This is a genomic window from Caldalkalibacillus salinus, assembly GCF_016745835.1.
In the GTDB taxonomy this organism is placed as follows: Bacteria; Bacillota; Bacilli; order Caldalkalibacillales; family JCM-10596; genus Caldalkalibacillus_A; species Caldalkalibacillus_A salinus.
The window spans coordinates 15,113-31,794 of sequence record NZ_JAERVL010000025.1 but is presented as its reverse complement, the minus strand read 5'-3'; the positions used below and the strand labels follow the sequence as shown (position 1 = coordinate 31,794).

At 44.3% G+C, this 16,682-nt stretch carries 16 protein-coding genes; 11 read left to right on the top strand and 5 right to left on the bottom strand.

The annotated features are described in order from the left end of the window. The first annotated feature begins 16 nt into the window (after positions 1 to 16). Genes pyc through JKM87_RS14125 form a run of 3 tightly spaced genes read left to right on the top strand, consistent with a single transcriptional unit; the run spans position 17 to position 4,392 of the window. Positions 17 to 3,460: a pyruvate carboxylase gene (pyc, locus tag JKM87_RS14135; protein WP_202081101.1), complete on the top strand. Its 3,444-nt coding sequence runs from the start codon at positions 17 to 19 to the stop codon at positions 3,458 to 3,460. 45 nt (positions 3,461 to 3,505) lie between these two features. Beyond that, on the top strand, positions 3,506 to 3,799 hold the full coding sequence (locus JKM87_RS14130; protein WP_202081022.1) for a hypothetical protein: 294 nt from the start codon (positions 3,506 to 3,508) through the stop codon (positions 3,797 to 3,799). Then, the gene (locus tag JKM87_RS14125; RefSeq protein WP_202081021.1) at positions 3,796 to 4,392 is read left to right on the top strand and encodes a YdcF family protein; all 597 of its coding nucleotides are present in this window, start codon (positions 3,796 to 3,798) and stop codon (positions 4,390 to 4,392) included. Before JKM87_RS14130 ends, JKM87_RS14125 begins: the two co-directional genes overlap by 4 nt. A gap of 387 nt (positions 4,393 to 4,779) precedes the next feature. Here JKM87_RS14125 and ytvI read toward each other — a convergent pair whose 3' ends face one another. Further along, complete coding sequence (gene ytvI / locus JKM87_RS14120; RefSeq protein ID WP_236838842.1) at positions 4,780 to 5,835, bottom strand: sporulation integral membrane protein YtvI; 1,056 nt, start codon at positions 5,833 to 5,835, stop codon at positions 4,780 to 4,782. Between the two features lie 262 nt (positions 5,836 to 6,097). Here ytvI and JKM87_RS14115 point away from each other — a divergent pair, with 262 nt between their 5' ends. Further along, the gene (locus JKM87_RS14115; protein ID WP_202081020.1) at positions 6,098 to 6,508 is read left to right on the top strand and encodes an Asp23/Gls24 family envelope stress response protein; all 411 of its coding nucleotides are present in this window, start codon (positions 6,098 to 6,100) and stop codon (positions 6,506 to 6,508) included. 255 nt (positions 6,509 to 6,763) lie between these two features. On the opposite strand, the gene JKM87_RS14110 is transcribed toward JKM87_RS14115, so the two are convergent. After that, positions 6,764 to 7,111: a YugN family protein gene (locus tag JKM87_RS14110; protein WP_202081019.1), complete on the bottom strand. Its 348-nt coding sequence runs from the start codon at positions 7,109 to 7,111 to the stop codon at positions 6,764 to 6,766. A gap of 219 nt (positions 7,112 to 7,330) precedes the next feature. On the opposite strand from JKM87_RS14110, the gene safA reads away from it, so the two are divergent. From safA to JKM87_RS14095, 3 genes are all read left to right on the top strand, one after another. Next, positions 7,331 to 7,909, top strand: a complete 579-nt coding sequence (gene safA, locus JKM87_RS14105; protein ID WP_202081099.1) for a SafA/ExsA family spore coat assembly protein — start codon at positions 7,331 to 7,333, stop codon at positions 7,907 to 7,909. A 65-nt stretch (positions 7,910 to 7,974) separates the two neighbouring features. After that, positions 7,975 to 8,415: a CBS domain-containing protein gene (locus tag JKM87_RS14100; protein WP_202081018.1), complete on the top strand. Its 441-nt coding sequence runs from the start codon at positions 7,975 to 7,977 to the stop codon at positions 8,413 to 8,415. Positions 8,416 to 8,573: 158 nt separating this feature from the next. Further along, the gene (locus JKM87_RS14095; protein ID WP_202081017.1) at positions 8,574 to 9,719 is read left to right on the top strand and encodes a CAP domain-containing protein; all 1,146 of its coding nucleotides are present in this window, start codon (positions 8,574 to 8,576) and stop codon (positions 9,717 to 9,719) included. Between the two features lie 9 nt (positions 9,720 to 9,728). Here the strand turns inward: JKM87_RS14095 and JKM87_RS14090 are convergent, their stop codons facing one another. Together JKM87_RS14090 and JKM87_RS14085 are read right to left on the bottom strand one after the other, a co-directional pair. Next, a complete protein-coding gene (locus JKM87_RS14090; protein ID WP_202081016.1) occupies positions 9,729 to 10,106 on the bottom strand; it encodes a hypothetical protein in 378 nt (125 codons plus the stop codon). A gap of 85 nt (positions 10,107 to 10,191) precedes the next feature. Then, positions 10,192 to 10,926, bottom strand: coding sequence for a glycerophosphodiester phosphodiesterase (locus tag JKM87_RS14085; RefSeq protein ID WP_202081015.1), 735 nt, complete (start codon positions 10,924 to 10,926; stop codon positions 10,192 to 10,194). 127 nt (positions 10,927 to 11,053) lie between these two features. Between JKM87_RS14085 and JKM87_RS14080 the strand changes: the two genes are divergently transcribed. Both JKM87_RS14080 and JKM87_RS14075 read left to right on the top strand, forming a co-directional pair. Then, complete coding sequence (locus JKM87_RS14080) at positions 11,054 to 11,497, top strand: hypothetical protein (protein ID WP_202081014.1); 444 nt, start codon at positions 11,054 to 11,056, stop codon at positions 11,495 to 11,497. Positions 11,498 to 11,519: 22 nt separating this feature from the next. Beyond that, a complete protein-coding gene (locus tag JKM87_RS14075) occupies positions 11,520 to 12,185 on the top strand; it encodes a S1C family serine protease (protein ID WP_202081013.1) in 666 nt (221 codons plus the stop codon). Between the two features lie 280 nt (positions 12,186 to 12,465). Here the strand turns inward: JKM87_RS14075 and JKM87_RS14070 are convergent, their stop codons facing one another. Beyond that, positions 12,466 to 12,789, bottom strand: coding sequence for a protease complex subunit PrcB family protein (locus tag JKM87_RS14070; protein ID WP_202081012.1), 324 nt, complete (start codon positions 12,787 to 12,789; stop codon positions 12,466 to 12,468). A 113-nt stretch (positions 12,790 to 12,902) separates the two neighbouring features. Between JKM87_RS14070 and JKM87_RS14065 the strand changes: the two genes are divergently transcribed. Together JKM87_RS14065 and JKM87_RS14060 are read left to right on the top strand one after the other, a co-directional pair. Continuing rightward, a complete protein-coding gene (locus tag JKM87_RS14065; protein WP_202081011.1) occupies positions 12,903 to 14,711 on the top strand; it encodes a DNA repair helicase XPB in 1,809 nt (602 codons plus the stop codon). Further along, positions 14,674 to 16,671: a hypothetical protein gene (locus tag JKM87_RS14060; protein ID WP_202081010.1), complete on the top strand. Its 1,998-nt coding sequence runs from the start codon at positions 14,674 to 14,676 to the stop codon at positions 16,669 to 16,671. Before JKM87_RS14065 ends, JKM87_RS14060 begins: the two co-directional genes overlap by 38 nt. Positions 16,672 to 16,682 lie beyond the last annotated feature (11 nt).

Genomic DNA, 16,682 nt, shown 5'->3' with positions numbered 1-16,682 from the left:
GAGAAATGTGCAAAACATTCATACGTTCTCTAAAGTACTCGTAGCAAACAGGGGAGAAATTGCAATACGTATCTTTCGGGCCTGTACAGAACTTAACATAAGGACAGTGGCCATTTATTCCGAGGAAGATGCGACAAGTTTACACCGTTTCAAGGCGGATGAAGCATATCTAGTGGGACAGGGTAAAGGTCCTATAGAAGCTTATCTCGATATTGAATCGATTATTGAAGTGGCTAAACGCAACGATGTAGAAGCGATACATCCGGGTTATGGATTCCTGTCAGAGAATGAAGCGTTTGCTCGTCGTTGTGATGAAGAGGGCATCACCTTTATCGGACCAAAAGTTGAGCATCTACAAATGTTTGGAGATAAAGTACAAGCGAGAAAACAGGCTATTGATGCAGGACTACCTGTCATCCCTGGGACAGAGGATCCCGTCACAAGTCTGCAGGAAGTACTATTATTCGGAAAAGAATATGGTTATCCGTTTATTATTAAAGCCGCTTCTGGTGGTGGTGGACGTGGGATGAGAATCGTGCGTTCCCGCGAAGAAGTGGAGGATGCATTTCAGCGTGCTAAGTCAGAAGCGCGAGCAGCGTTTGGTAATGCTGAAGTATACGTAGAGAAATATATTGAAAATCCTAAACATATAGAAGTGCAAATCTTTGGTGACGCTACAGGTCAGATTGTTCATTTATATGAACGGGACTGTTCTGTTCAACGTCGATATCAAAAGGTTGTCGAAGTGGCGCCTAGTATGTCTTTAGATCCCGTGTTACGGGAGCAAATATGTGATGCAGCCGTGGGTCTGATGAAGAACATTAACTATCTCAATGCGGGAACAGTAGAGTTCTTAGTGACGGGTAATGAATTTTACTTCATAGAGGTCAACCCGCGAGTACAAGTTGAGCATACCATTACAGAAATGATTGTCGGGATCGATATCGTACAGACTCAGATTTTAATCGCTAGCGGACATAAACTACATGACGCACCCGTCAATGTACCGAAGCAAGAAGATATAAAGATGAGCGGTTATGCGATCCAGTGTCGTGTAACGACGGAGGACCCCGCTCAGCAGTTCATGCCTGATACTGGTAAAATTCTTGCCTATCGTACAGGTGGGGGATTTGGCACGCGGTTGGACGCTGGAAACGGCTTTGCTGGCGCTGTGATATCACCTCATTACGACTCCATGCTGGTTAAGATTTCAACTTGGGCGGTGTCGTATGAACAAGCGGCATTGAAAATGTACCGAAACCTAAAAGAATTCCGCATCCGTGGGGTGAAGACGAATATACCATTTTTAGAAAATGTGATTCAACATCCTTCATTCTTAAACGGGGAATACGATACCTCTTTTGTCGATCAAACAACTGAGCTATTCCAGTTCAAACAGCGTAAAGACAGAGGGACCAAGCTGCTACAGTACATTGGACATACTACGATTAACGGGTATCCAGGATTAGAGCAGGCTCATGGTAAGCCAGATTTTAATAAACCAAGGATGCCTGTGACGTCCTACAAGCAACCGTACCCTTCAGGGACAAAGCAAATATTAGACAACGAAGGTCCTGAAGGATTAGCGAAGTGGGTGAAGGAGCAGTCCTCCTTACTCTTGACGGATACAACGTTCCGCGATGCTCATCAGTCTTTGTATGCGACTCGCTTCCGTACGCATGACATGCTCAATGTGGCTGAGGCGACAGGAAAGCTTGCTTCTTCTTTATTCTCATTAGAGATGTGGGGAGGCGCAACGTTTGACGTCAGTATGCGCTTCTTGAAAGAAGACCCGTGGGAGCGCTTGAGAGCCCTTCGGGAAAAAGTGCCTAACGTGCTATTTCAAATGCTGTTACGCGGGGCGAACGGTGTGGGGTACAAGAATTACCCTGATAATGTTATCGAATCATTCGTACAGGAATCAGCCGCTCAGGGTATAGATGTCTTCCGTATCTTTGATAGCTTGAACTGGCTAGAAGGCATGCAGTTGGCCATTGACGCGGTTGGCCGTACCGGTAAAATTGCTGAGGCGACACTGTGCTATACAGGTGACATCCATGATGCTGCCCGCAGCAAATATGATCGTCAATATTATGTCAAGATGGCTCAGGAACTTGAGAAAGCAGGGGCGCATATCCTTGCCGTTAAAGATATGGCGGGACTCTTGAAACCGTATGCTGCCTATGATCTCATATCTGCCCTCAAAGATGCCGTCGATATTCCGATTCACTTGCATACTCACGATACGAGTGGAAACGGCGTAGCCATGTATTTGAAGGCTGCGGAAGCTGGTGTAGATATCGTGGATGTCTCGATTAGTGCGATGTCTGGGTTGACTTCTCAACCAAGCATGAACGCGTTAGTTGCGGCATTAGAAGGCCAAGAACGAGAATCAGAGCTTGACATTGTTGAACTTGAGAAGCTCAGTCACTATTGGGAAGATGTGCGTGAGTTTTACCAGGGCTTTGAGGCCGGATTATCCGCAAGTAGTTCTGAGGTTTATCAGCATGAGATGCCTGGCGGTCAATATACGAATTTACAACAACAGGCCAAGGCTGTAGGATTAGGTGACCGTTGGGAAGAAGTAAAAGAGATGTATCATCAAGTGAATATGATGTTTGGCGACATCGTGAAAGTGACGCCTTCATCAAAAGTGGTGGGTGACATGGCCCTGTTTATGGTCCAAAATAACCTGACAGAGCAAGACGTTTATGAGCAAGGAGAGCGCTTAGATTTCCCTGACTCCGTCGTAGAGTTTTTCCAAGGATACATTGGACAACCTTACCAAGGGTTCCCGCAAAAACTACAACAGATCATTCTTAAGGGCAAAGAAGCGATTACCTGCCGCCCTGGTGAGTTAATGGAACCGATTGACTTCAAACAAGTGAAGCAACAATTAGAAGAAAAATTTGAGCGTGAGTTTAGTCACGATCAAGTGCTTTCATATTGCTTATACCCACAGGTGTTTGAGGAGTTTGAGGTTCATCGTCAACAGTACAATGACTTGTCAGTATTAGACACACCGACGTTTTTCTACGGTTTGAAATACGGAGAAGAAGTGGCCGTTGAAATAGAGCAAGGTAAAACCCTGATGATTAAACTGGTCTCTGTGGGAGAACTGATGCCAGACGGGACAAGAGCCATCTATTTCGAGCTGAATGGACAGCCGAGAGAGGTAGTGGTCCCAGACATCAACGCACAGGAGGATATTCAGACGATAGAGAAAGCGGATCGGACCAATGAAAACCATATCGGTGCAAGTATGCCCGGAACAGTATTGAAGATCCTTGTACGAGAAGGAGAAGAGGTTAAAAAAGGTGATCCATTAATGATCAACGAAGCTATGAAGATGGAAACCACAGTCCAAGCGCCAAGAGATGGTGTTGTGGCACGTATCCTAGTGAAGGAAAGCGATCAGATCAAGACAGGTGATCTACTCATTGATTTAGAATCTAAATAGGCGGAAAGAGGCCTTTTAACAAGTAGCATAGAGGAGTCGTGCGGAGTGAATGTGCTGAATACCCTTGCTTTAGTAGGTTTCATCGTGTTGGTTTTAATATTGAGTCGTTATATGCGTGGGAACCAAGAAGGTTGGGTCACCGTTTGTGTGGATGAACATAAAGTGGTACAGCAATGTTCATACCAGTTACAAGCCTTGCATATCCCTGTGCGGGTCACACTTCAGCGCGGTTCCCCGTTACAACATCTTATCTACAATAAAAAGGATTTAACCGCTGAATTAAAAGTGAAGGCAGAGGATGAGCAAAAAGCCAAAGAAGCGTTGGAGAGACTACCATGAACCGGCCGCTCATCATGGTATGTACCATATTACTCTTGATAATTGTCATCACGCTGGTCATCGTTGTGCAGTATCAGGATATACTGCGTACGGGTGAGGAGGCGTCACCGGTCAAAACAGACGTGATACTCGTGCTTGGAGCGGGTGTGTGGGAGGGCGGACCTAGCCCGGCTTTGGTGTCCCGAACGCAGCATGCAGCTGAATTATACAAACAGGGCTTTGCTCCCTATATCATCGTCAGCGGGGGATTAGGAGAACACCCACCAACAGAAGCCGAAGCCATGCAAAACATATTAGTTGAGCATGATGTACCTCGAGAGGCCATTATCCTAGAAGATCGAGCTAAGAATACAGCCCAGAATCTAGCTTACAGCTATGAGTTGATGGAGGAAAACGAATGGTCCTCTGTTTTGATCGTCACAGATGTCTTCCATGTGAAGCGGGCAAAGCTAGTGGCACAGGACTTGCCCGTTGAGGTTCATGCTTCTGGCGTGAAGGAAAGTATCCTTTATCAAAACAGTGCTCTAAGAGTACGCTATACGCTAAGGGAAGTTCTGGCCCTCAACTGGTATAGAATAAGTGGTCAGTTATAACATAAAAAAAGAGGGGATCCGAATAAGGCGTCGGATGCCCTCTTTTCACGTTTGTTTTCTGTCTTTGTTAGCTGACTAGTGTGAGCTAGCGTTAAGTTCGTAAATGTTTACTTAGAAGCGTTAGCATTAACTTTTGTTAGTATCCTTGGTTGATCCTAGGTTGAAGGTCTGTTAGGGCCATTTAACTTCTTGTCGTCACGTGAGCCCAATGACTTTCCTGTATTGTTCTTTTCTGATTTGCGTTGCTGGAGGGAGTCACTACGTTGCCCATTCATTGGCGATCTCTGAGACATTGATCATCACCCTTTCATTTTTTTATTACTCTTTCCGAAAGGTGATGAAAATATCCTCAACTTGACTCAATCAAGTGATATCTTAAAATAATGATTAGATTTTAAAGTCAGATTTGATAATACCAGCTTCCATGGCTGATTTGAAGGCGATAATAAATAATGGACCGATAATCAAACCGAGGATGCCAAAGAAGTAAAGCCCTAGATATATAGCAATGAGTGTCGATAAGGCAGAAAGCCCAATTTGTTCCCCCATAATCATAGGCTCAAGTGTCCGGCGTAAGGTCAGAAGCACGCCGGCTAAGACAAGTAGCTTAACCCCCATCGTTGGGTCATCTGTAATAAAATGAAACAACGCCCACGGAGCTAAGACGACGATGGAGCCAATAATAGGAATAAAGTCAATTAACCATATAATGGTGGCCATGACTAAGGCGCTGTCGGGTTCAATCATCAACAATCCAATATATGAAACGATTAAAATCACAATACTGACCAGAAACTGCGCTTTAAAAAAGCCAACGAAAACATGGCCTAAGCGCGCCGACATGAAGCGCACCTTTTCCTCATTCTCCTTACTGAAACGTTTATAGAAACGTTCTTTCAGGTCAGGGAGGTCCATACTGATGAGAAATAATGTGATAAGGTACACAAGCGTCACCACAATAAGATTAGGAATCCCTTGAGCCCAATCCGTTAGGGTATCAATGGTGTTGGACGCAAATTCACTGCCTCGAGAGGACACATCACTTAATTGTGCATTCACGCTTTCGATAATAGGATCTGGCAGGTCGGCAACAGCCATTTCTAGTTTGCTGAGCCACACGCCTATATAATAATTTGTTTCGTAAATATAATAAGGCAAACGGTCGGTAAATTTAATGGCTTCGTTAATAATTTTTGTGATCGTTAAATAAACCAAGGATGAGACCATGGCTAAGAATAAACAGAACACAATAATGACTGATGGCAAACGATGCTTTGAATTGATCTTTTTCTGGCATAATTGGACGAGAGGCTCTAATAATAACGCTGTGAAAAAAGCCAACAACAAGGGCATAAACACAGGTAGATAAAAGTATAAAACCGCCGCCATGCCAATGAAAAGTAATGTCATAATCACGCGTTTAGGTGTGAGAACGTTAAGCAATGGAAATCTCCTTTCACAACAATCACTCAACTAAATTATATTAAATTAAACACTTTTCTGCTAGTCTTTCGCACGATTATTCTCAAACAATGTACACAGGGGAAGAAAATTAAAAAAATTGTCAAATCAACAAGGGTTTTAACGTTCTTTGTCGAATGATTGGGCATACCAATATTTTTTAGTCAGTTTGCGTATGAAGGCGTTGTGAATGGTGATGAGTCGTCATACAATAGAAGTATGAAATGAAAGGAAGTGGAGCAGCATGAGCGAATGGATGGAAAATGGGATGATTCGGATTGCTGATGATGTCGTTGCAGTCATTTCTAGCATCGCCACGTTAGAAACGGAAGGTGTAAGTGGCATGTCTGCCGGCATCGCAGAGGGAATCACAAAGCGGGTGAGTGGCAAACAAGTACAACGTGGCGTACAGGTCATCATTGAAGATGATGAAGCCACGATTGACGTCAGAGTAGTCGTGCAGTTCGGGCAAAAAATTGATGAAGTATGTAAACAAGTCCAGTTCAATGTAAAAAAGTCGATAGAAAATATGACTGGCATTGAAGTCAAAGCGGTCAATGTACGCGTTGACGGTGTAGATTTGAAACAACAAGAGGTTAAAACACAGACAAGTTCAGCTGTCACACCAGGGCAGGCATTGTCCTCATTTGCTTAAGATTCCTTGAAAGCGATATAATAAATAAATTGATTAACATGCGCCATATAGCCACTCATCCAAAAAAGGAATCATGTCACAGTAAGGGAAACATGATTCCTTTTTATTTTGCGTAAAAACAATTCACTGGGCTTTAAGCACGGAGCGGCCGAAAGCACGTTTCCTCATCGTAAAACGTGAAAGGTGTTGTTGTCAGTATCATGGGAATACGGAGCTTGCCCCTCCTTACCCAACATTTGAGATAGAGCCCAAGCCTTAAAAATGTGAGGACAGGTTCTCTAGTCTCTTCTTCGCATCATCTAAGATTTTTTTAGGAAAATTGTACTCATAATCAAGTCCATGTGGATAAGTATGACGCCCAATATAAGGTGTCCCGATTTTCAAGACGCTGTCGGAGCCTTCTTCTTCGATTTCTCCTTTAATCGATGTTGCAGGCACACGTAAATAATAAATTTCGCCTTGTTTCTTGTCTTCGTATTTGAAATCATAAGTGGCACGCTTATAATCCCATGCCCAACGTACAAACCCAAGATCATCAGCCGCATGGTCAAAATCATGGACCGTGACTTCTTTTCCCTCTAAGCCTGTTTCTTCAATCTTCACTTGGATATCCTCCTTTGTCCATACCATTTCAAGATTTAATGATAGTATGAAATGAGAAAAGTTGCAAATGAGAGTAAGAAACGCCGCCGCCTCTCATTTTGAAAAGTGGATTGCCATATATTCCCTTGTAAATAAGGTGTTCATCAGACACATTCTAACAACAAAGGAGGTGTCTGTTTGAACAAAAAACATTTAGCGTTCTTACTAGCGTTAACCATCATGCTAACCTTACAGGGCCAAGCCTCAGCGCAGGGAAGCGATACTTATATCGTCCAGCCTGGAGATACGTTATGGAAAATATCGCAACGCTACCAAATTGGGTTAAGCGAGATTATTGAAGCGAATGATCAAATTGAAAATCCAGATCTCATTTATCCAGGTCAAAGGGTCAACATCCCAGTCATTGATGAATTAAAAAGACTTGAACACAGGGTCATACAGCTGTGTAACCAAGAAAGGGAGAAACGGGGGCTACAACCCCTGAGGGCCGATTGGCAAGTGTCACGTGTGGCGCGTCATAAATCTCAGGATATGAGAGATAGAAATTACTTCTCACACACTTCTCCTACCTACGGTTCTCCATTTAATATGCTGAGGAACTATAATATCTCCTATCGTTCAGCCGGAGAAAACATTGCTATGGGGCAACGAACCGCGAATGAAGTTGTTCAAGGATGGATGAAAAGTCAGGGACATAGAGAAAACATCCTTAACCCACAGTTCACGCATATCGGGGTAGGCTATGCTCAGGGTGGACAGGGAAGACACTATTGGACCCAAATGTTTATCTCTCGTTAATGCATGCGGGTGATCACGATAGGGCATGTTAAAAACTGTACAACTCACCAGAAGGAGGTTTTATGGTGCAAACACTTAATGATATCATGACCAAAGAAGTGAAAAGCTGCATTGCCGAAGACAATATCTATGAAGCAGCTGTAAAAATGAAAGCATGGGACGTGGGGGCAATTCCGGTTGTATCCGACGATCATTTAATCGGTATGGTCACAGACCGTGATTTAATCGTTCGAGCGATGGCTGAAAAGCGTCCAGGTTCAACACGAATTACGGAAGTGATGTCCTCTGATGTGGTCACAGCCACCCCTGATACGACGGTAGACGAAGCGGCAGAGATGATGGCCCAACATCAGATTCGTCGTCTCCCGATCGTTGAAGGCACGAAGTTGGTGGGCATTGTGGCACTTCGAGACCTGGCCATCAGACATGAGTATGAGCATGAAGCGGAACACGCATTAGAAGATATATCTGCTGAAAGAGATGGACATCATCCAGCTTCGCATTAAGAGAGTCGTACTAGGATTACCCTTTTTAAGGAACAACCATCACACATTCCAATTAAATTAATTTTTTGAAGAAGCTTGGTCAAACAGGCTTCTTTTTTAAATGTCTAAGTTCCGTTAGAACGGATAAAATGGGAATAGGGGAAGGAGGTAAACGTCACATGAGTAGAATCAAGGGTTTCTTTATCGGGTTTATGTTTTGCGCATTGTTCCATATGTGGGTGTTCGGTTGGAGTGAATGGGCGCAGCAAGTGGTTATGAAGGTTGAAGGGGTCATTTATACCCTCCAAGATACTGATGAATCCGCGCTTGAAGAACAGCTGAGTAACCCGCTTAATGAAGATGAGCGTGAACAGGATGATGAATGGGGGCATCAGGAACAGACGTCACCTGACAACTCAGATCATATAGATACTACACTGTTCATAGGGGAAGATGCACAAATTCACATGGGCATGGGTAAGACAGAAGTTGAACAGGTTTTAGGTTCGCCAGATCGTCAGGAACCAAGTGCGTACGGGTATAATTGGTGGGTTTATAACCAAGATCCTGACGCTTATATCCAGTTAGGGTTTGAAGACGATACACTCGTGACGTTATATTCAAATGGCACACAATGGTCATGGAAAGGTTTGAGACCAGGTATGCCCATGGAAAGTGATGATCTCAAGAGCTTTAAAAAACGCACATCTTTCAACCATGATTTAGGTTTCTTTTCTTTTGAGTTAACGGATGAAGAATTTGAGCAGAAACCCTTACGACTAATAGATGATATGGCGATTCAAGTATACATAGATATACATGATGAAAATCGCATATCAGGGATAAGATTGATGACGCAAGAAGTACTCCTGCGCCACCGTCCTTATTCTCTTACTTATACCGGTCAACTTCCTACGCCACCAGACATCGATGAGGAAACATGGCAGAACATCGAAACGGCGTACGAACGCCAAATATTTGATGTGACCAATGTTTTTAGACATCGACATCAGTTACCAATGCTGACATGGCATGACGAAGTGTCTCTAGTGGCAAAAGGTCATAGCTCGGATATGTATATCGAAGACTTTTTCGACCATGTTTCTCCAAAGCATGGGGACCTACAACAACGATTACAAGAAAACGAAGTGGCACATCGTCTTGCTGGAGAGAATATTGCCTGGAATTACGTCGACGGTGTCGATGCTCTTGAAGGATGGGTCAATAGTTTAGGCCATCGTGAGAACCTGCTGAAAGAAAGCTTTGAATCCCTAGGTGTTGGTGTTGTCCAGAAATATTACACACAGAATTTCGTGACTGAATGAATGACGGACCTAACCTGCCTCAAGTTTTTGTATATCCTGAGCGTAGAAGATTTCACCACGCTGTTTGCCACGTAACAGTAGCTTGTCCTGTTTATGAACAGACGGAAAGACATGCCCCTCTCGTAGGGGCTTTTGATATAGAATCTTCATTTTTTTTCTTTTCCCAATGACGTACACATTCAAATCAATCTCTTTGTACCAGTACGACAAATAAAAGCGTTTGTTTTGCGTAAACACGTGCGTGACAATCGCCTCAATCTTTTCTTCCACATCTACTTGCCCAATATTCTCCCACTTGGTGATTTGTTGTTTTCTCCATTTTAGAGACCAGATAAAAAAATATAAAAAAAGTGCCGTTATAACAATAGCCGAGACTAACGTCGTCATCATCCCCTTTCTCTCCGTTGTAGCTGTGGTTCTGTCTTATGAGCGGACGTTTTTCCTTGCTATATTATTTTTATCATAACATGAGTCATGACGCATTATGATTTTTAATCATTTGCTTCACCTTCTTAGGTGAGTTTGTGAAGAGACCATCCACTCCAAGTGTGATACATTGGCGTAGAAATCGTTTGCGGTCAACTGGATAAGGAAAGATGCGGTACCCCAATCGTTGTAACCTCATGAGGGAAGTATCCATCAGAGACACATGGGGATGGACAGAATACAGCTGTAGATGGCGCCACTCATAATGTGCAAACAGGGGTCGGGTGGTGCTCCAACATAAGTACCCCCTGCGGATATTCGGCGCGAGAGCCAAGCATTTTTCTAAACTTTCTCGGCGGAAAGAAGAGATCACCACTTGATCCTCCATTTGATACTGCTGAACCAAGTCGATCACCTTTTCTTCCAATCCCTTATAGACAATGAGATTATTCTTTAACTCGATATGCAATTCAACGGGATGTCGGCTGACTAGACTAAGCACTTGGTCTAGAGAAGGCACCCGTGTCTCCCTGAATCGCTTGGAAAACCATGAACCAGCGTCTAGCGTTCGAATGTGACCATAGGGGGTATCACATATGAATCCCTTACCGTTCGTGGTTCTATTTAACCATTCATCGTGAAAGACAATACACTCATGATCTTTTGTCAGCTGAACATCTATCTCTACGGCATCCGCACCATCTCGGATGGCTCTACTTATGGCTGGTAAGGTATTTTCTGGTGCGAGTTGAGATGATCCTCGATGGGCAATGACCTTCATTGCATAATTTCTCCCTTCAAAGTAGATGAGATCTATATAGTTTATGGAACATGTTGATTCGAGGTTCCATAAGATAAAGTAGAGATAAATGATATCGTGATCACCCTGTCTTGGAGGAGGGAAGCACATGAGTCATTCAAAGATTTGGATCAATCATGATCTGCTACAACAACAGGAGGAAAAAAAATTTCATACCGCTCGGAAACGTCGACAAAAAGCTGCTAAACCAGGCATATATCGGACTAAGAATCGGCAAGGCGAGGAACAAAAGAAGAGAAGCAGTAGAGCGACTTCTCACTCCCCTCACCAGCCACCAATGGGTTCTCTTCTTGACACCATCGAGTGGATGTCAAAACGCATTGACGTGAATAAATTAAAATTACAGCTATCTGAGATTAACAAAATCGTATATCAAATCAACAGCATCATACAGCAAGCGAACCACAGGGGATACAAGCAGCATCACCGTGCACACAGATCATTCCCATATCCTCCTACGTCACATCTATACCAGCCGAAGCAAATACCTTTCCATTCCGATCACATAAACCATCATCATCCCCGCAGATAGCAGTTTAAGGAGAGGTTGCTATTTGAGTTCAAAACTACCGAGGTTATATCAATTACTCAAAAAAAGTGTTGTATCGATTGAAGGTGTAAGGGGAAAAACACATACGAGAGGCCGTAGGATGTTTCAACCGTTTGGGCCCCCATCTCATACAGAAGAAAAAAAGATGAGCTACGGCAGTGGTGTTGTCGTGCATCCAAAGGGGCTCATCCTGACATGTCACCATGTCGTGGAGCAATTAGATACCGTTAGAATTAAATTAGGGACGGAACGAAGTGTGTACCAGGGTAAAGTTGTATGGGCCGAACCAACCAAGGATGTGGCGATCGTTCGCATCCAACCACAGAAAGCGTTAAGAGCTGTCCAGTTTGCGACCTCAAAGAGCGTCACAATAGGGGATAAGGTTTTCGCCATTGGAAATCCATTTGGATTTGAATACACGCTGACAACTGGCGTTTTAAGTGGAAAAAACCGTAATATCTCCACAGAGGAGCATGAGTATTCTGTGGTACTACAGACGGATACCGCGCTGAACCCTGGTAATAGCGGGGGACCATTGTTTAACGCCCAAGGTAAAGTCATAGGCATTAATGCTGTCATTATCCCATCATTTCAGAATATGGGCTTTGCGATTCCGACAGATGAGTTCCTCCCCCTCATTAAAAAATATATCCAACGTTCAAGACACTAGAAGTAGAGGAATAGAGGCCATGGTCTCTATTTTTCTATGTCTCAGCAAAGATATTTTGACATCATGCCGTCTTGTGATTTAATGGTAAGGTGTATATGACTGTGAGGCATTCAATGACGATAAGGTGTACATGACAACAAAGCGACAAGACGATAAAGTGAAGGTCATGTTAAGATGTGCGTGGTGGTCAGATGAACATAAAGGTAGGAAGAACAAAGCTAACAATAAAAATAAAAAAGGCACTGGTAGTTGATGTTCAGTGCCTTCACTTAAAAAGTATTTAATGCTGACGGACCCACTTTACTCTCACCGGTAGTCCTGTTTTAGGGATACGATAAACCGCGACGGGGTAAGTAATCACCTGGATGACAATATCACCAGGTCCAGGGGCGATCTCTTTGGCTTTGACGAGAATATAAGACTGACCATTCTCTTGTGCTTCAGAGACATCTAAGACTTTAATGTCATACCCACCCGTTCTTCTTTCTCCTAATGCAAGAAGGACGTAAGTATATTGATTGTCACTGACCACATCGACACCGCCGCTTTTTTTCATGGTTTCCAACTTGTCTTGGATAAAGCCGGGATAATGTTCCATGACCATAGTATCACTCCTTTCTTTAAGGTTTACAATATAAAGTGAAGCCGTAGTCCAAAGGTGATGACATCTGACACTTAGAAGTTTCATAAAACGATAGAACGAGGAGATGGCTACTCATGCAACGACACTCTCCAGAAAATCCACTCGTGGTACAAAACGACTTAACGATTTTCGTTGAAGTGCAGCATCCTCAGTATGAGATCGTACGTGGGGAGCTTCAACGGTTTGCCGATTTGGTGAAGAGCCCAGAATACATACATACGTATAGGATGACATCCTTGTCTCTGTGGAACGCCGCAGCTAGCGGTTATACCGCCGTTGAAGTATTACAATTTCTAACATCCTATGCAAAGTTCCCTATATCTTATACGATTAAGTCTACCATAGAACAAACAATGAACAAATTTGGGCGACTGTACCTCAGGGAAAGTCATCAGGAGTTGCAACTGGTCGCCGAGGAAAGAGCATGGTTGGAGGAGCTTATAGGTTACACATCAATGCAATCTTACTTCCTTCATCCAACGATTGAAAAAATCAAGGTAGAAGAGTCAGCACAGACGACGGGCGAGTCTAATGGAGAATCTATTTCCAGATTAAATGCTGGAGAAGGAGCATCCTTATGGGGCGTTGTCGTCAAACGCGAGAAGCGTGGAGACCTGAAACAGCAATGTATGCGTTTGGGTTACCCCGTTAAGGACGTGGCGGGCTATGCTCAGGGTGAACAGCTCACCCTAAAAGTACAGGACAAGCTAGAGCATGGCGAACCCTTCTCATGGCGACCGTATCAAACGGAAGCCATGGACGCTTTTTTTGCTGATGGGGACGCCTTTGGCGGGCACGGTGTCTTGGTCTTACCCTGTGGTGCAGGTAAAACCATCATCGGTATCGGCTGTATAGAGCGTCTACAGTCGGCCACATTAATTTTAACCACCAACACGTCATCCGTCCGGCAGTGGAAACGAGAACTTTTGGAGAAAACCACACTCACCGAAGCAGAGGTCGGTGAATACACCGGAGCAGTGAAAGAGATCAAGCCTGTAACCATCGCGACGTATCAAATTTTAACGTACCAATCGGAAGAGTCTTTTATCCATATGGGCGTCTTCCAGCAAAAAAATTGGGGGCTCATCATCTATGATGAAGTGCACTTGCTCCCTGCGCCTATATTCAGAGCGACTGCGGCTATTCAGTCCACTCGTCGATTAGGTTTAACAGCGACGCTTGTACGTGAGGATGGCCGAGAAGAGGATGTCTTCAGCTTAGTCGGGCCCAAGCGATATGATGTGTCTTGGAAGCATTTGGAAGAACAAGGCTTTATCGCTAAAGCCACTTGTACGGAGGTGAGGGTCGAATTCGATCCAGTATTTAAGGAGGCTTACTTCCACTCGTCTCCACGTAAACAAACACGGATCGCACAGGAAAACCCGAACAAGCTCCCCGTTGTACAAGACCTTATTCACCAACACCGCCAACTTCCGACGTTAATTATCGGTCAGTATGTTGACCAACTAGAGACGCTGGGAACGTTACTCAATATTCCTGTTATTACGGGCAAAATGAAACAAGAAGAGCGGGATGAATTATACCGACAGTTTCGGGAGGGCCACATCCCTGTTTTAGCCGTGTCTAAGGTTGCCAATTTTGCTATTGACTTGCCTGACGCTGCGGTTGCCATCCAGATATCAGGGACCTACGGCTCTCGACAGGAAGAAGCCCAGCGTTTAGGGCGGATTTTACGACCCAAGTCAGAGGACAATGAAGCTTATTTTTATCATATCGTAACCAAGGACTCCAGAGATCAGGAATATGCTTCTAAACGGCAGCTGTTCTTGATGGAACAGGGGTATCGCTATAACAGGTTAGAATGGCAATCATCGGCGGAACAACATGGAGGTGACGCTCACGTTGCAACATTTGAATCTTAATGATATTCTCCCTTCTCTCTCACCAGAGGTTTGTCAGACGATACTAAGGGAGATACAGTATGCACAATTGAATGACCATGTGGCCGCAAAAAATATGGAGACCTCTCATACGACACCCGCTGACCCTACGCGGAAGCTATTACAGGACACCTTAATCCGAAGAGACGTTTTACAGACGCTCTACAACCAGCTGTCCGAAGTTGAAAAACAAGTCTTATACTATTTTATGTTTCAGGTCGGACAGGATTTTCTGACCCACCGCCAAATTGAACATGAAAAGACAGGACACAAATCCGCATATTTTCGCCTAGGTTTAACCGGTCTACGCCGGAAGGGGATCATCTATACATTGCGTAGACAGTGGGGGGAGGAGGCGTATGTACTGCCCCTCGATCTTGAATCCAGCCTATATGACATTTATTTAGCTCAAGTCAGCGTGAATCCAGACGCGTTCAGTGACGATGGGGTTCAAGGCGCTACACCACCGGTTGTACAAGAAGAGCGGACCTCCCCTCCTCTATATAAGGACATCCTCTACCTGTTAGATGAATGGCGTAGAGAAGCGCATATCCCTCTCACACAGAAAGGTAGTATTCATAAACGCTATATACGACAGTGGCAAACGACGATGACAGACATGGCAGCGAGAGATCTCACATTTGAATTATTTCAATTACAAGGACAAGTAGAGGGGGAATACAGCCCTGCTCTTGCTTTGCTTCTTGATTTTATGACACAAACGGGTCTCTTAAACTGGCATGCTACACATATCAGTTATGATCAACAACGAGCGAAAACGCTTCTTCATAGAGGCGCACGTGATATGCAGATGGCATTTTTATCCTATTGGCAGCACGGGTTCAAGCCTCAAACAGCTTGGTTAGAAAGGTATCAGAAAGATCTCCTTCAGCACTTGCGTACAGATGAGCAGGGAGAATGGGTTGCGTTACTTGATTTCGTGGAAAGGTGGGAGGATCAATACGAAATCCCTCATATCCAGGACATGCAAGACAAACTCCTAGCGTTAATTGATCCGCTCGTCAAAACAGGGTGTCTCGTTAGTGGTGTAACGGACACAGGTGAGCATGTGTGGCGTAATCAACGGTGGGAGGATGCTCCTACAACCTTATGGATTCAACCTGACCTAGAGTTGTTCTGTGCAGGGGATAGTCAGTTGGGGGATATATGGTTATTGACGGCTTTTTGCGACATTGTACAGTGGGATCAAATGCTCGTCCTAACCCTTAGTGAGGATAAAGTGTTACGTGATATAGAAAGAGGAGGACGTCCGCAAGAGTGGCTGGACCAAATCGCACAACTTTCACATACACCTGTCCCAGACGCTTTTAAAGACCAGCTGCAACAGTGGAAAAAGAAAAAGCAACAGGTTGTGGTCCAGAATGTGGCGTTAATCCGCATAGAAGATACGACATTACGTAAAGCTATGAAACAATGGGCATTAGAGGCCGACATCCCGGTCCAAGACGTTGGCGCACAGTATTTGTCTGTGCCGATCGAGCATGAGGAACGGGTACTAGAACTGTTACAAGAGAAGCAAGTGAGTGTGTTGCATAAAGATCAGGGACATCAACATGAAGACCAGGCGCAGGTGTCCCCTGCTTTACGCTTAACCCCTAGGCAGCACGAAACAATGAAGGTTGAAAGCACAGTCCCTGAATGGACCGATGCCATACCGGCTTGGAAACAACTCCCCCAAATGTGGACCAAACAGTTTACGCAATATCATGAAAAGACAAAGCGTGAAATGGTGGAGAAAGCGGTGGAACACCAGCTATGGTTAAACGTTGAAATGTCACAAAGCACGCCTGAACAGATTGTGCCCAAACGTTGTTTCCTGGACCATGGTGAATGGGTCATTGAAGACGACCAAAGACGACAACATGCGCTTTCTAACATAAAAAAGATGCAACTTGTCTTTCCTGTTTGGCCTCAGTCATGATACAATGACTG

What these genes read in the sequence shown, in the direction of transcription:
- JKM87_RS14070 (WP_202081012.1), bottom strand. Translation starts at nt 12,789, where the DNA reads ATGGTCATGGAACATTATCCCGGCTTTATCCAAGACAAGTTGGAAACC.
- JKM87_RS14065 (WP_202081011.1), top strand. Translation starts at nt 12,903, where the DNA reads ATGCAACGACACTCTCCAGAAAATCCACTCGTGGTACAAAACGACTTA.
- JKM87_RS14125 (WP_202081021.1), top strand. Translation starts at nt 3,796, where the DNA reads ATGAACCGGCCGCTCATCATGGTATGTACCATATTACTCTTGATAATT.
- safA (WP_202081099.1), top strand. Translation starts at nt 7,331, where the DNA reads ATGCTAACCTTACAGGGCCAAGCCTCAGCGCAGGGAAGCGATACTTAT.
- JKM87_RS14085 (WP_202081015.1), bottom strand. Translation starts at nt 10,926, where the DNA reads ATGAAGGTCATTGCCCATCGAGGATCATCTCAACTCGCACCAGAAAAT.
- JKM87_RS14080 (WP_202081014.1), top strand. Translation starts at nt 11,054, where the DNA reads ATGAGTCATTCAAAGATTTGGATCAATCATGATCTGCTACAACAACAG.
- JKM87_RS14090 (WP_202081016.1), bottom strand. Translation starts at nt 10,106, where the DNA reads ATGACGACGTTAGTCTCGGCTATTGTTATAACGGCACTTTTTTTATAT.
- JKM87_RS14060 (WP_202081010.1), top strand. Translation starts at nt 14,674, where the DNA reads ATGGAGGTGACGCTCACGTTGCAACATTTGAATCTTAATGATATTCTC.
- JKM87_RS14115 (WP_202081020.1), top strand. Translation starts at nt 6,098, where the DNA reads ATGAGCGAATGGATGGAAAATGGGATGATTCGGATTGCTGATGATGTC.
- JKM87_RS14095 (WP_202081017.1), top strand. Translation starts at nt 8,574, where the DNA reads ATGAGTAGAATCAAGGGTTTCTTTATCGGGTTTATGTTTTGCGCATTG.